Below are 14,067 nucleotides of genomic sequence, written 5' to 3' on the forward strand. Positions count from 1 at the left end.
TGCGAAGAGTGCCAAACCGTAAACTGCTGATGGGTCATAAGTTATGTCAGAGGGTGGTTCGCGTCAAGAAGAAAGGGCAGATAATCTCTTGGGCGCCGGTATCTATATGACAACAATAAGAACCCTTAGGGAAGAAAGTATATATACATAGAGAAGGTTGATTTGGGTCAGTGGGGCCCTCGGCTTAGCACGGCCTGCCGGGAGACGCCAGGGCCTGGCGGTGGCAGACAAGAGCACCAACGAGCCAATTAGATTGCATGCGGAGATCATTGTTTTGTGCACCAGGTCGCTTTCAGAACCTGCGCAGCTTCATATATTTGTTCCGCTCTTCATGGCACGCGGCAAACGAACACCTTCAGCAAGAAGAACAACCCGCGATTGCTCTCCGCTCATGACAGTAGCCCGTGACCCTAATCCTACTTCGTATAGAACGGACCGGTTGCCGAAAGGTCGTCTTCAAACACCAAGTCAGGTACTTACCCGGGCCGCGACAGAATGATATAGTCGGGCAATCTTCCGGGATATGAGATTCTTCGATGTCGAGATGCTGTTATCAGCATTCGAGTCACACTACCCATCACATTCCATGTGAGGGCGGAGAGACTTCCCAGAGGAATAATGTCAAATTTATCAAGGTGATACGTCGCCATGGTTGTTCTTTTTTTGTTCGTGTTCTGCCTGTTCGTAGCTCTTTTCCGCGATACCTTGCTCAGAATGAGCAAGTCCTCCAGGTCGGCGGCGCTATTGCTCGCCTTCGTTGTGTCGCTGTTTGGTGGCTCCCATCAGGCATGATTGAGATCAGTGCATGAATACCGACCTCGATGCCTCTCAGTGGAAATGGCCCTTCACCTGTGCGTGTGTTGTCGTTTTGCTTCACGCTTGGGTTATTCCGGTTGGTTGCGGGTTTCAGCATAAACGTCTGATGATCGGAGAAAGTAGCGTGACCCTTCCAGCCGACGGAAGACAGCGCCGAGCGATACATTTGCGTCTGAGAGGTGGAGAACACCTGCCGCCGGAGGAAGTATTAATCAGCGGGATCAACGCGCAGGTCTTTCCCGATGAAGCGGGAGCGGTTGTGCAAGTGGCGAGCCCCGTGTGTCCCGGCCGGCGCACACTTGTTCTGAATTACGGGCAGGCGAGGTCCACGGTTACGCTGAACTTCTTGCCCGACGCGACCGACCTTTACGGCGATGGAACGCCGGAGTTTTTACGTTTGCACTCGCCCGCCGACCGCACTGCTTTTCGCGCGTGGTTCGCCGCGCTGGCCGACTCCGCCGCCGCACTGCCGCCCGTCCGTCTTCCCAGGGAGATCGACGATTGCGCCGCTCTCCTGCGCTGGTGCTATCGCGGCGCCCTGCACGCCCATGATGAGGCGTGGCTAGGCCAGCAACCATTCGAAACGCTGCCTCCGCTTGGCTCGGTGGCGCAATACGTCTACCCGCTCACTCCGGTTGGTGCGGGACTCTTCCGCATTCGACCGGGACCGTATGGCGCCGCTGATGCCACGAATGGCAGCTTTGCCCAGTTTGCCGATGCCGAGACGCTGATGCGCCGCAACACCCACCTGGTGACGCGCGATGTGCGCGTCGCGCGCGAGGGCGATCTGCTGTTCTATCGGCAGCTTGAGCAAAACTCCCCCTATCATTCGATGATTTTGACTGGAAATTCGGCCGGAGTAGCGGATAATTGGGCCGTGTATCACACTGGTCCCATCGGCAACGCTCCTGGAGAAATACGTCGCGTCTCGGTCGAGGATCTGCTTCGGCACCCGGATCGCCGCTGGCGCCCGCTTCCGGAGAATTCCAACTTTCTTGGCGTCTACCGGTGGAACATTCTGCGCGCGGACGGCCCGTGACCGCGCAAACCGTTCTGTCCGGCTCAACCCGCCAATTCGAAGCTGCTTCGGGCCGTCGTCCTCGAAGAACCCTGTTTGTATCCCTGGGGCTGTTTCTGCTATGCGCGCTTCAGCTCGCGCGCGGCGAGAGCAAGCCGGTTTCATTCAACCTGAGCACCGGCAAGAGCTTCGCTCCCAACGAGCCGATCAAGATTCATTTATATAGCCGGAATGTGGACGCGCTCGAATTTCGCGTGTACCGAGTCGACGATCCAGTGAAGTTCATCGAGAACCTGCGCGAGCTGCACTCCTTTGGCAACGAAGTTCCCTTCGGCCCGGCGGAGCGGATCGACGAACGCACCTGGCTGGAACGCTTCCACGACTGGAAGGAAGAGATTTGGTCCAATCTCCGCGACTTCTTCCGCCACCAGTTTTCAAGGGAAGCGCGAAGCGCCCTGCGTTCCAAACAATACGCCTACACGCGGAAAAGCCGCATCGTCAGCGAGGCGGAGTTTGCGCAGATTCCGATACTAAACTCCAAACAACTGGTCGCGCGCTGGCGGCAACAGGTGCCGGCGACTTACATTTCCGACAACAACGATGTGCCGGTCAAGAACCTCGGCGCGGGGCTGTATTTGGTTGAGGCGACTGACGGCCGCTACAAGGCCTATACGCTGCTGATGGTCAGCCAGATGGCGCTGGTTACGCGGACTGCCGCCGGTGGTGTGCTCGGATTCGTCGTAGACCGGCTTACTGGAGCGCCGATCTCGGGCGTGAAGGTCGACGTCGGCTTCGGCCAGAAACTGGCGGTCAGCGCATCTACGGGCGCGGATGGGGTTGCCGATCTAGCTCTCGCGGGCAGCAAGACCGAGCAGGACAACTTCTGGGTGGTTGCAGGGAAGGGCGCGGAGTTCGCCGTGTCCACTCCCGGGAGCTACGCGCTAAGTTCGTCGGGCGGGGGGAAATGGGCTGCGTACATATTCACCGACCGGCCGGTTTATAGGCCGACGCATACCGTGCATTGGAAGGCCATTCTGCGGTTGCGCGAAGGCAACGCGCTCGCCGTCCCGCCTCCGCAGAGCGTCCATGTCACGATTGTCGACCAGCAGGACAAAGCGCTCTTTGATTGCAGTATTCCGTTGAATCCCGCCGGATTTGTGGCGGGCGATTTCGATTTGCCCAAGGATGCTTCCTTGGGCTATTACAGCATCCGTGTGGGCGATGGCGAGAACGTCGTCTCGGGCGACTTCCATGTAGAGGAATATCGAAAGCCAGAATATCGAGTGCAGGTCTCCTCAGCGCAAAAGCGTGTACTTCAGGGGCAGGCTATGCAGGTCACGATCGACTCGCGTTATTTCTTCGGCGAGCCGGTGGCCAACGGCAAGGTGAAATATCGGGTTTATCACGACCGCCACTACTGGTTCGGCGAGGGCAATGACGAAGAAAGCTCGACGCAGAGCGATGATAGCGAAAGCGACTCGGGCGGCTATGCAGGCGACGAGGAGGCAGAGAAGACCGGTCAGCTTAACGCCGACGGCAAGCTCGTCATTTCGGTGCCCACCCAGGTCGTTAGCCAAGGCGATGGAGATTTCGATTACACCGTTGAGGCGGGAGTCACGGACGCCGCGAACCGCGAGATTACCGGACGCGGGCGCTTTCTCGCTACGTACAGCACCTTCCGCGTAAACATCGAGCCGATCAGCTATGCGGTGCGCGCCGGAGAAGCGGCAAAGTTTCGCGTGACCGCCGTCGATTACGACGACAAACCTGTCCAGACGAAAGTGAACGTGAAGCTGGTCTATCGTCACTATCACGACGGAAAGACGGACACAATCGCGGGTGGGGCGGTCGATGTCTCGACCGACTCAACCGGGATGGGGACCGGCGCGATAACGGTGCAGGAGAAACGATACAGCAGCGCGGAGTTGCATGCGGACGCCACCGCCATCCAGCCGGGGACACGGGACCCGATCGGCCAAGCCTATCTATGGATCATGGGCGCCGCCCAGATCGACTACGGATTCGGATCGAACCAGCCGACGCAGATCGTCGCCGACAAAAAGAGCTATGCTCCCGGCGACATAGCGCACCTGAGCATCATCTCCGAGACGCCCGGCTTTGACGCGTTGGTCGTGGTGCAGGGATACACCGTGCAGAAGCGGGAAGTAATGCATTCGGATGGAAGGACGATTGCATTCGATCTGCCCATTACCTCAGATTCGCAGCCAAACATCAATGTGGACGCGATCTTTTTGAAAGACAACACTCTCTATCAGGCGAGTAAGAACATCAAGGTTCCGCCCACGCAGCAGCAGTTGCACGTGGAGATCACGCCAACTCATGATGTCTTCCAGCCGGACCAGACCGCCGAATACGATGTGGTCACCCGCGATTTTGCGGGTAGGCCGGTTATCGCCGACCTCAGCTTTGGGGTGGTGGATGAAGCGATCTATTCGCTCTATCCCGACACCAGCGGCGACATGGTGAGCCGGCTGTATCCCCAGCGCTACGGATACAGCCAGGTCGACTCATCTCTGACCTACTACTTCTATGGAGCAGCGGGCACGAAGTCTCCCCTGCTCGCCATGCGCAATCTCCGCTATCGCCCCCAGTTGGCTCAGGTGAAGCCTGGCAATGAGGCGAAGCCGCGTGTGCGCAAGGCCTTTCCGGACACCGCCTATTGGAATCCTTCGGTCCGCACCGACGCCAGCGGCCATGCGCACGTGACTTTGAAATTTCCCGACTCGCTCACCACCTGGCGGGCCACGGTGCACGCCATCACGGCAAACTCGCAGGCAGGTTCCGCTATCAGCCGCGTGTTGGTGCGCAAGAATATCCTGGTGCGCATGGGCACGCCGCGCTTTCTACGCAACGGCGACGAGATCATGCTGCCGGTGATCGCCCACAATTATCTCGACACGGCAAAGCAGGCGAAACTATCGCTCAGTGTCGACGGGCTAGATGTCGTGAATGGCGCCGAGCAGAGCGTAAACATTCCCAGCAAGGGCGAGGCTACGGCGATCTGGCGGCTGCGCGCGACGAAGATGGGAACCGCGAAGCTGGTGGCGAGCGCGATCACGGACGCCGAATCCGACGCTCTGGCAATAAATTTTCCGGTGGAGCCAAATGGCGTCGCCAAGGACATCCCTCTGAGCGGTATTCTTTCGGACGGCCCGCGAGTGGAGAAGAGTATTGTGTTTCCCGTAAACACGGAATCTGCCGCGCACTCGCTGCGGATCAACGTCAGTCCATCGATCTCGGGCTCGCTTTTCTCCGCGCTCGACTATCTCACCTCGTTCCCCTACGGCTGCACCGAGCAAACGATGTCGAGCTACCTGCCCAACGTCATCGTCGCGGAGACTTTGAGCCGCTTGAATGTTCCGGCAAGAATCGACCTGGCCGAGCTGCAGGCGAAGATGCAGGCCGGACTCGACCGTCTCGCAGACTACCAGCATGATGACGGCGGGTGGGGATGGTGGAAAGAGGACGTCAGCCAGGTCTACATGACCGCCTACGTGGTGAGCGGCATCGGCCAGGGCGCAAAGTTCGTTCCCTTGCGCGGCAACCAGCGGGCGATGCTAGAAAATGGCCAGCGGTATCTTCGGACCCAACTGGACCAGCATCCGAGGATGCGGCCGGAGTTGCGCTCGGCCGTTGTCTATGCACTCGCTGAATCCGGCGAGAAGAATATCCAGGTGCCGCTCGATCAACAGTGGTCGCGGCGAAACGACCTGCAGCCCGAGGCGCTGGCGATGACCGGCTTGGCGATGCTCGAGGCTGGAGACCATCGCGCCGTGCAGATCGCGACGCTGCTCGAATCCAGCACGAAAAAACAAGGCATCGTCGCTTATTGGAAAGGCTCCTATGCGCCGCTCTTGGATGCGGACTACGAGAACGATGCCGAGGCGACGGCGTTCGCGATCCGTCTGCTTGCCCGGGTCGATGCGAACAGTCCGCTGCTACCGGCCGCCGCGCAATGGCTGATGCTCAACCGCGATGGGGGCGTCTGGTGGGACTCGACTGAGCAGACCGCTATGGTGCTTTTCGGGCTGGTCGATTATCTGGCGGTTTCGCACGAGCTCGACTCCGACTTTACGGCGGAGGTCACCGTCAATGGCCGCTCCGCAGGTCAACGTCACTTCACTCCCGCCGATGCGACCAGCGGCGCCTCGCTGAGCATCGATCTCGACGCCTCTTCGCTGCAGCCTGGCGCCAACAGCATTCGAATCGAACGTTCGAGCGGAACAGGACCTGTCTACTGGTCGATCGGCGGCACCTACTATACGACCGACAAGAGCCAGTATCAGGCGGGGACGATTTCGTTGAACCTGACTCGCGACTACTACAAGCTGCAGCCCACCCAAAAAGACGGCAAGATCGTTTATAGCCTGCAACCCCTGCGCGGCGACGCGCAGATCGGCGACGTGCTGGCCGTTCACGAGGCGATCAACGGCTCGCCGATGAAGTATCTACTACTGGAAGATCCGATCGCCGCCGGCACCGAGTTTGTCGCTAGCGAAGACAGCTACCCGCTCGAGCAGCGTCCCGGCGGTTGGTATGGCTGGTATACGAGGCGCGAATTCCGCGATGACCGGGCCGTTTTCTTCTCGACGACATTTAGCGGACGGCAGGAGATCTTCTATCTAGTCAAGGTGGTCAATCCGGGAAGCTTCGTCATCAGCCCGGCGAGGGTGCAGCCGATGTATCAACCTGGCATTCAGGCGACCAGCGACGAGCTTCAACTGCAGGTTCCGGCTCCCCCAGCCACGGGCGGCGCGCAATGAGATCTATCCTGCTCAATGCGCGCACCCGCCTGACCGCGAGGTTCGTGTTACTGCATCTTGGCCTGGTAGTGATTGTTGCGATGCTCTTCGCGTTATGGCTACACATTCCGGACTCCAGTGTTTTAGCAGTGATCGGCACTGGTTTGCTGGGTTCTTTGATTTCGGTGTTGACCTTCGGCGGCGAAGCGGTGCTGCTGCGCCGACTAGCTGGCTCGACGCAAGGAAATCTGCTTGCCGGAGCGATCGCTCTGCTGTTGGCGGCCGCGCTTTGGCTCGCCAGTTGGTTATGGCTCAACCATATTGGCGAGAGCGACTTCTTCATGCAGGCGGCCGGTTATGCGAACTCGCGCTTTCCTCACTCGCTTCGTAACCTCTTTACCTTCGCAAATATATTGCGGTTGCTTGGCTGGGTGGCGCTTGCGCTGAAGTGGCTCAGCGCAGGAATCCTCTTGGCGATCGCCGTACCCTTTGCACAGAGCAAGCGCCCAGTACGTTCCAGCCTGCGAGTGCTCCTCTCGATCAGCTATTGGCTTGTCCTGGCGGCAAGTGCCATCGTCGTGACGATGATAACAGCAAGGCTGGTGGAGTGGACCCCGGGCCACGGGCTTCGCGTCGAAGCGTTAAGCCTGGTGCTTCGCCTCGTCGTGGTGGTGATTGTCGATGCGGTCTTGGTCTGCTATGTGCTAGCCGTGATCGCTACACTGGTCGTCCGCTCGGAAGATGGTCAGGCGACTCCGGAGGGAAGTCCCGAGCGAAGCCAGCCGCGTAGCGTGGACATGCCATAACGCTCAGCCAGCATGTGCACGCGGGCGCCGGCGGCTCGATGAGCGCGTTCACTCTCGCTCCAACTAGCTGCACTTCGCAAAGCGTTGTCGATAGCTTCGTGGGGCATGCTCGAGGCAGAACTAAGTGCCTCGTCGGATAACTCCTCCACCATCCCCTCGCGGAACCATAGCGGGGCGTGGTAGGTGGCCTCTGATTCCACCAGCAAATGCAGCATCTCATGCAGCATCACTTTTCTGATGCTGCCGCCCTTATTCAACACCGATGCCGGCTGCAGCACGAGCCGTGTTCCCTGGGTACTTGCCAGGACCCACCCCGGCAGCGACGTCAGCTGGCGAAAGAGTTCGGTGGATGGGGCGATAGTGATCTCTGGAGAGAGCTTGCCGTGCGGCGAGAATCGCTGCATTGCCTCTCGCCATATCCCCTCCAGTTCCTCTAGTTGAGCGGCTGATTCTATCTGTGTACTGCGCACGGTGAAGGACGGCGTATGGGTAATTCGCCATCCCTGATCGTCGAGGCCGATGCGGACCGCTGTGCCAGGGAAATAGAATCCGAGGATCTCTTTGGTACTTTTGTGCTCGCTGGCCATCTCTGCCGCGCCCGTTTGGCAAAGGCCGACGCCGTGTCCGTATCCGTGTCCATCGAAGACGAGTATTCCGCCGCGCAGCGCGAGCTCGTACTGGTCGCTGCGGATCCGGTTCCAACCCAGAGTGCGATCGATGCCCAGCCGCAAGGCGCTCGCCATGAGCCATGTCGAATGTGAGTGAGCGTCGGAGAACTCAGCCTGAAGCGCTCGACTAGATCCGCTGCGCTGAACCACCTTTGCGGCGACTAGTGGTTCGGGCAGCTGCCATCCTTGCGCGGACGCAATCGAGCTAAACTCTGCCGACGACACTTCGGTGTGCCAGGCTGCCGTACCGCGGCGAAGGCAATAAGGATCGGGATGCCTGCGGAGGTACGTTGCCCCGTGAAGACGAGGCCAGACCGTGGAGGCATCTTCGGTCATGCCTCCGCAGTGCTCGCTGAAGAAGACCTCTGCACGCCTGCCCTGAAACCACACGGTCTCACCCGCCGTGTCGCGGACCGCGTCGTCGATGGCGGCGGACACCTCTCCGAGACGCATCGCCTGACACCCGGTGCTGTCGCACAAGTCCGCGGGAAGATGTGCAGGCTGTGCGGAATAGTGTGGACCATTCAACGCATACGTACGTGCGACGATCGCCATTGCGCGCAGGGATTCGGGCGCCTCGTCGCCCGCTGTTTCCGCGTTCAGCACTGCCGCGACGTAGCGTTCGCTTGACAAAGTCAACACCACGTCGATTCCGTTGCGGTCCGATCTTAGATGCCATAGTCCGGCAGCGCTTTTTTGCTCGCCAGTGTCGTTGTCTATAACTTTGAGCGTGCCGCCGGCAGATAGCTCTCTCGGTCCGGTAAGTACCAGTGGCGCGGTCAACGGTTTGTGGACGCAAGAGGCGCAGGCGGAAATCCAGGTGTTCGAAGAGAGAGGCGTTAACGTGACGGCGGCGAGTCTGTGGGTCGAAAAGAGAAGTACGGAAACATCACGCCCACCGTCGTGTAGCGTGTCTGCAAGAGCTGGTGCACACGAGAGTGCCGAGACTAGAGCAAGAGTGGACAACCTTTTCAGTGCCGGTGGCCTCAGATTGGCGGATTTTACTCCGAATAAAGACGAGGGCCTCATCGAGGCGCCTCGTGACGCTGGAGTTCAAGAAAGAAGGTGTGGGCGAGCAGTGCCGCTGTTCCTCCATCGCCGTGAGGCACAAACACCACCAAGACCAGGCGGCCCGGCAAATATCCGGCAAACCATCCATGGGTCCATTGCTCGCCAGCGTTGCTGGCTGTACCCGTCTTTCCCAGGATTGTCACTCCCGGTAGCGCTGCCGCATTTGCCATGCCATACTTCACCGAATCGGCCAGTCCCAGCGCGACCGGACTATCGGCAGTCAAGCCGAGTGCCATCTGCCGATAGGCGCGAGCGAGTTGAAGCGGCGAGATCATCCCGCCCTTAAGACCCAGCACTACAAGCTCGCGGCCTTCAACGGTCGCAAGTTCGTGCGGGTCATGTGGGATGCCTGACTGACGCAGCGCGTCCTCCAGGTTTTCGGGCGAGAATCTCTTGGCTAGATCAGCGAAGTAAGTGTTGCAGGATTCGGCCAGTCCGGCTTCCGCGTCAAAGACAATTGCATCTCCGGGATGGGTACAAGGCAGATAGCGGCTCCCGACATGAAGGTCACGCTTGCAGAGCACCTCTGTATTCGAATTCACAATGTGATGCCGTAACGCGTAGTCGAGGACCAGAGGCTTCAATGAAGAACCGGGAGTTCCCCGGCGCGTATCCCGCACTTCACCGAGCAACCGCCCCGTCTTGAAGTCGAGAATCAAAGCCGAAGCCTGGCTTCCGCGAAGAGCCTCGGCCAAAGGAGCTTGCATTGACTGGGCACATACTGCATGTTCACTACAGATGAGCAGAAGAAGAATAAGCGCAGAAATCTTTATAGATCCCGAGCAATGTATACCTCTGGGAAAGTCGGGGGATGTTTTGGCAACGGGAATACAGGGTAACGTTAAGTGGTCGCTAACAAAATTCGCGACAGCCGAAAGTTTTTGTTCATCCAAGCCCAAAGTGACCTTTCCTCGCTAATCAAGCAGCCCGCCTGCCGAACATCTAAGCGATTGTAGTTAAGAGTACCCACAGATCTTCCATCCGAGTGTATCCAAAGCTGCTTGGAGCCTGAGCAATCTTGATCGTTGCGGCGGTACGCCCAGTCACGCTTACGCGGGCACCCTCGTTGATGAATAATTTGGCGGTCGCTAAGCCGATGCCGGTGGTTCCGCCTGTAATAAGCGCAGTTTTTCCTTTGAACCGATCCATGTTGTCTCCTGTGTTTATCTGTTCTGAAGCATTTAGGAACGCGTGAGTGCATTAATCGCAGTCGTGCATTGTTCTCCGGCAGCGCCTGGTCTGCGTGGACTCTTCATCATTTCTCCGCTACCTTGCGCGCAACCTCAAGCGCCGTCGCCCCGACCCTGGCGCCGAGTCGGTACGCCGTTTCATTCACCGCCGAGATAATGCCCTGTGTCAGCGTTGACTCGCCATCACCAATACACGCCGAATCCGCGGAGACCGTAGCGGCGGCAATCCCATCCGAATCGAGAAGAGGAAGGCAGGCAGCGCCCGCGAGGTCGACGCCGAAGCCGGCATCGTTAAAGAAAACAAGGCGCGGCTTGAAGGAACGCGTAAATGGAGCAGCGCTTCTGCCGCCATGACTACCGCTTGCCACGACCAAGCCTGCATCTTCTGGAGTTGCGAATGAGATGGAGCCTATGCAGAGGATGCCGTCAACAAAGGCGCGTTCCTCTACCGGTGCCTCCACCTCTGCGTGGGGCCACGGGGCAGACTTCAGTAGCTCCACTGCTTGTGCGACGGTTTGACCGGTCTCTACGCCACAGGTGGCCGCAAGTTTGTTGACGCGACTGATGATCCCCCGATGGAGCATGTCTGCGGCGTCGCCGGCCCGGGCGCTGTGCGTCGCTGCGGCCGCCATAGCCATGCCATGCTGGTCCGCCCAAGGCAGACCGCTGACCCCCGCCTCATCCCGGCCGATGCCGCAGTCATGATGTATGGCAGCGCGAACACCGGCTCTGGCCGAGTAGTACGCCACGTAGGCCGTGGCATTCGAACCGCCAACAACGACGGCACCGTTTGCTTCAGGAGGAAGCTTTACAACCCCATCGACCACCAGAACAGGAACGTCTATTGAGAGCACTTCCGACCTCCGAAAAACTGTATGTGCTCACGCGAATCGCCCCCAGATAGGTACGTCATCCGCGTCAGCAGTTCGCCGCTACTTTTTCGCCTCGCCGACCTCGATGAGGTGGCCGTCGGGATCGCGCATATAGCACCGCGTCTCGGACTCATGAACCTTGGGTTCGGTGAGGAACTTCGCACCCGGACCTTTCCAACGTTCGTAGCACTCCGCAATGTTCGCGACGCGGATGTTCATGAAGCTGCTGACAGCCTCGCCATCCTTCGGAGCCGAAAGGTAGACGGCCGGCTTGTCGTCGGTCGGCCCGCCGCCCACGTTGATGATGACCCAGGTGTTCTCGAGCTGGACGATGCACGGCGTGCCGTTTTCGCCGTCCATGACGACTATCCCGCCGAGGATTTGCGAGTAAAAGTCCAGCGACTTCTTTATGTCCGCCGAAACGAGAAAGTGCGTCACGGTGAAGCCCGTGGTGGGGAAGATTTCGTAGTTGGTATTTGGCATTTCTAGGCCCTCCGAAAAAGTGTGTGTGCGCTCGCGAATCGGACCGAGATAGGTACGTCGTCCACGACCCCAGTTCTATATCGAACGTTATATTACCCCTACGGAAAGTGTCAATGTTATGTAGTGCGTGGTATAGAATAGTACGGAGCAGCTATGGGACGTCCACGCGAATTCGACATCGACACGGCCATCAAGACGGCGACTGAACTTTTCTGGCGAAAGGGCTACGAAGGCACATCGCTTAGTGATCTCACCGGTGCTATGCGCATCACCGCGCCGAGCTTCTATTTTGCTTTTGGAAATAAGGAAAAGCTCTTCCGGGTAGTCATCGAGCGGTATTACGAAAAACAGCTAGAACTTCTTGAGAGTGCGCTTCGGGAACCGACTGTGCGAGGTGTGGCGGAGAAGTTTCTCTATGGCTATGCCGACGTCCTCACCGGGCCATCTCACGCGCCTGGCTGCCTCGCTCTCAACAGTTCTCTTCCTTCTGCAGAAGATGACACAGTTCGCGCTTGGCTGGCCAAGTTGCGCGGCGAGTTGATCGTCCGACTTCGTAAACGAATTGCCAAGGCCCGTGGCACCACCGACCTTCCTGTAAATGCTGATCCCGATGTGCTCGCGCGTTACATCGCAGTAATCGCATGGGGGTTGGCGGTCGAAGCTCAATCGGGAGCCAAGCGCAAAGACCTATACAGTGCAATCGCAGCGGGCCTCGCAGCGTGGCCTGCTGCTGCCGTTCCCGCCCCGGAGCGCCGCCTGCTGCCAACTACTCGTAAGAGCGCGTCCGCACACCGTCGGCAGTAGTGTCTTTGAATGCCCGGCGGTAGGCCTCCATCGGTCCGACGAAAGAAGGCTGCTCCTGGGGTCATGGGTCGTACCGCCGCTAATGCCCGCTACTAGAACCGTTGATGTCGGCTCGAGAGGGAACGCGCCCGACTCTGGCTAGAGACAACTCCCGTCTTGCAATGGACGCCTCATGTCGGTGAGGCGCCACTTTATGGAAGCAGGTTTCTCACAGGGAGAAACCTGGCGTGGAGTTTGCTAAGACGCTTTGCGCTCGGCTGCAAGAACGACAAAGAGAATGGTGGAAGGCTTAGTGGAACGGTTGTGCCAGCTATGGAATGTTCCGTTATTCACTAGCAGATCGCCCGCCTTGAGCGTGAGTTCGTGTACCTGACCATCTTCGCCAGGGTATCCGGCGTTCACTTCACCATCCATCACTATGGCAAGATCGATGCTGTCGGTGCGATGCATCCCGTCACCTTCTTTTCCTGGGACCATTCCTGGAGTGCCCATATCGATCGAAGCGGCAGCAGTACGTTGAAGCTCCGATGGTCCCTCTGCCATCTCAGGGGCTATCGTAAAGAGATCAACTCGAAGACCACCGAGCGGACCAAACATCCCCAGCGGTTTATATTCGCCCAGAACCTGCTCTGGCGTTAGCGGTAGTTCGGGAACTTTGTCGAATCCCCAGATGTTGGTAAGGAAGTCGACTGTTGCTGTGTCAATGGTATCGACTTTGGTGGCTACGCCAGTTTTGCCCTCGGCAGTGATGATTCTTTGGATCTTCATCTTGTTCTCTCCTGATTCGGTTGGAATGCTTTCGTCTCGGTTAAACAGCGCTCAATCCGCCGTCTACGACCAGATCAATGCCTGTAATAAAACTGGCCTCGCTCGATGCCAGGAAGAGCGCTGCCGCCGCGATCTCCTCGGGCCGGCCCATCCTGCCAAGCGGCGTGGCCTTGACGAACTGCGCCTTTCCCGCCTCGGTAGCCTCTTTCGAGCCGAACAAGCCGTCGAGGATCGGCGTCTCCGTGGCTCCGGGACTGAGGACATTTGAGCGAATGCCTCGATCCTTCAGTTCCATGGTCCAGGTGCGGACGAAAGCTCGCAGAGCTGCTTTGGTGCCGCTGTATGCGCTGCGGCCTGGAGTGGCCTTGTCCTTGCCCGCTGAAGTGATGAGGATGATCGAGCCGCCGTCGTTCATCAATGGCAGCGCCTTCTGGACGGTGAAGAAAGCGCCGCGCGCATTCGTAGCGAAGGTCTGATCGAAAAACTCAGGTGTTGCAGTTGCGATTGGGCCCATTCCGACGAAACCCGCATTTGCGACAACGACATCGATTTTCCGCCCCTCAGAAGAGACAACCGAATAGAGCCGATCCAAATCCTCCAGCTTTGAAACGTCGCCCTGAACCGCGGTGACGTTCTTGCCGATCTCGGCCACTGCCTTATCCAACTCCGATTGACGGCGGCTGGTGATGAAGACGTATGCGCCTTCCGACACATAACGCTTTGCGATGGCGAGTCCGATTCCGCTACTGCCGCCAGTGATAATGGCGACCTTTCCCTGTAGTGCAGGCATATTGTGCCCTCCTGTGGC

11 protein-coding genes are annotated in these 14,067 nt (G+C 58.7%); 4 read left to right on the forward strand and 7 right to left on the reverse strand.

Annotation, left to right across the window (positions count from 1 at the left end; genetic code table 11):
- Positions 1–940 precede the first annotated feature (940 nt).
- The 3 genes from ACPOL_RS16780 to ACPOL_RS16790 are packed head-to-tail and all read left to right on the forward strand — an operon-like array spanning position 941 to position 7,403.
- On the forward strand, positions 941–1,855 hold the full coding sequence (locus tag ACPOL_RS16780) for a DUF1175 family protein (protein ID WP_161557408.1): 915 nt from the start codon (positions 941–943) through the stop codon (positions 1,853–1,855).
- Entirely contained in the window at positions 1,852–6,618 is a 4,767-nt protein-coding gene (locus ACPOL_RS16785) for an alpha-2-macroglobulin family protein (RefSeq protein WP_150133043.1), read from the forward strand. The genes ACPOL_RS16780 and ACPOL_RS16785 overlap by 4 nt, the downstream gene beginning before the upstream one ends.
- On the forward strand, positions 6,615–7,403 hold the full coding sequence (locus tag ACPOL_RS16790) for a hypothetical protein (RefSeq protein ID WP_114208075.1): 789 nt from the start codon (positions 6,615–6,617) through the stop codon (positions 7,401–7,403). Before ACPOL_RS16785 ends, ACPOL_RS16790 begins: the two co-directional genes overlap by 4 nt.
- On the opposite strand, the gene ACPOL_RS16795 is transcribed toward ACPOL_RS16790, so the two are convergent.
- From ACPOL_RS16795 to ACPOL_RS16815, 5 genes are all read right to left on the reverse strand, one after another.
- Positions 7,343–8,854 carry a SpoIID/LytB domain-containing protein gene (locus tag ACPOL_RS16795; protein WP_161557409.1) on the reverse strand — a complete coding sequence of 504 codons (1,512 nt, stop codon included), beginning with the start codon at positions 8,852–8,854 and terminating at the stop codon, positions 7,343–7,345. The two genes, ACPOL_RS16790 and ACPOL_RS16795, sit on opposite strands and share 61 nt — an antisense overlap.
- Before the next feature lie 242 nt (positions 8,855–9,096).
- Positions 9,097–9,849 carry a penicillin-binding transpeptidase domain-containing protein gene (locus ACPOL_RS16800; protein WP_114208077.1) on the reverse strand — a complete coding sequence of 251 codons (753 nt, stop codon included), beginning with the start codon at positions 9,847–9,849 and terminating at the stop codon, positions 9,097–9,099.
- Between the two features lie 235 nt (positions 9,850–10,084).
- On the reverse strand, positions 10,085–10,291 hold the full coding sequence (locus ACPOL_RS36330) for an SDR family NAD(P)-dependent oxidoreductase (RefSeq protein ID WP_414633304.1): 207 nt from the start codon (positions 10,289–10,291) through the stop codon (positions 10,085–10,087).
- 106 nt (positions 10,292–10,397) lie between these two features.
- Positions 10,398–11,186: a hypothetical protein gene (locus ACPOL_RS16810; protein ID WP_114208078.1), complete on the reverse strand. Its 789-nt coding sequence runs from the start codon at positions 11,184–11,186 to the stop codon at positions 10,398–10,400.
- Between the two features lie 78 nt (positions 11,187–11,264).
- Entirely contained in the window at positions 11,265–11,687 is a 423-nt protein-coding gene (locus tag ACPOL_RS16815; protein ID WP_114208079.1) for a VOC family protein, read from the reverse strand.
- 153 nt (positions 11,688–11,840) lie between these two features.
- On the opposite strand from ACPOL_RS16815, the gene ACPOL_RS16820 reads away from it, so the two are divergent.
- Positions 11,841–12,491, forward strand: a complete 651-nt coding sequence (locus ACPOL_RS16820; RefSeq protein WP_114208080.1) for a TetR/AcrR family transcriptional regulator — start codon at positions 11,841–11,843, stop codon at positions 12,489–12,491.
- A gap of 237 nt (positions 12,492–12,728) precedes the next feature.
- Here ACPOL_RS16820 and ACPOL_RS16825 read toward each other — a convergent pair whose 3' ends face one another.
- Together ACPOL_RS16825 and ACPOL_RS16830 are read right to left on the reverse strand one after the other, a co-directional pair.
- A complete protein-coding gene (locus ACPOL_RS16825) occupies positions 12,729–13,259 on the reverse strand; it encodes a cupin domain-containing protein (protein ID WP_114208081.1) in 531 nt (176 codons plus the stop codon).
- Positions 13,260–13,299: 40 nt separating this feature from the next.
- Positions 13,300–14,049 (reverse strand): SDR family NAD(P)-dependent oxidoreductase, encoded by a 750-nt coding sequence (locus tag ACPOL_RS16830; protein WP_114208082.1) that lies wholly within the window; start codon positions 14,047–14,049, stop codon positions 13,300–13,302.
- Between the last annotated feature and the right edge of the window lie 18 nt (positions 14,050–14,067).

The sequence above is a fragment of the Acidisarcina polymorpha genome (assembly GCF_003330725.1).
GTDB classification, from domain to species: domain Bacteria; phylum Acidobacteriota; class Terriglobia; order Terriglobales; family Acidobacteriaceae; genus Acidisarcina; species Acidisarcina polymorpha.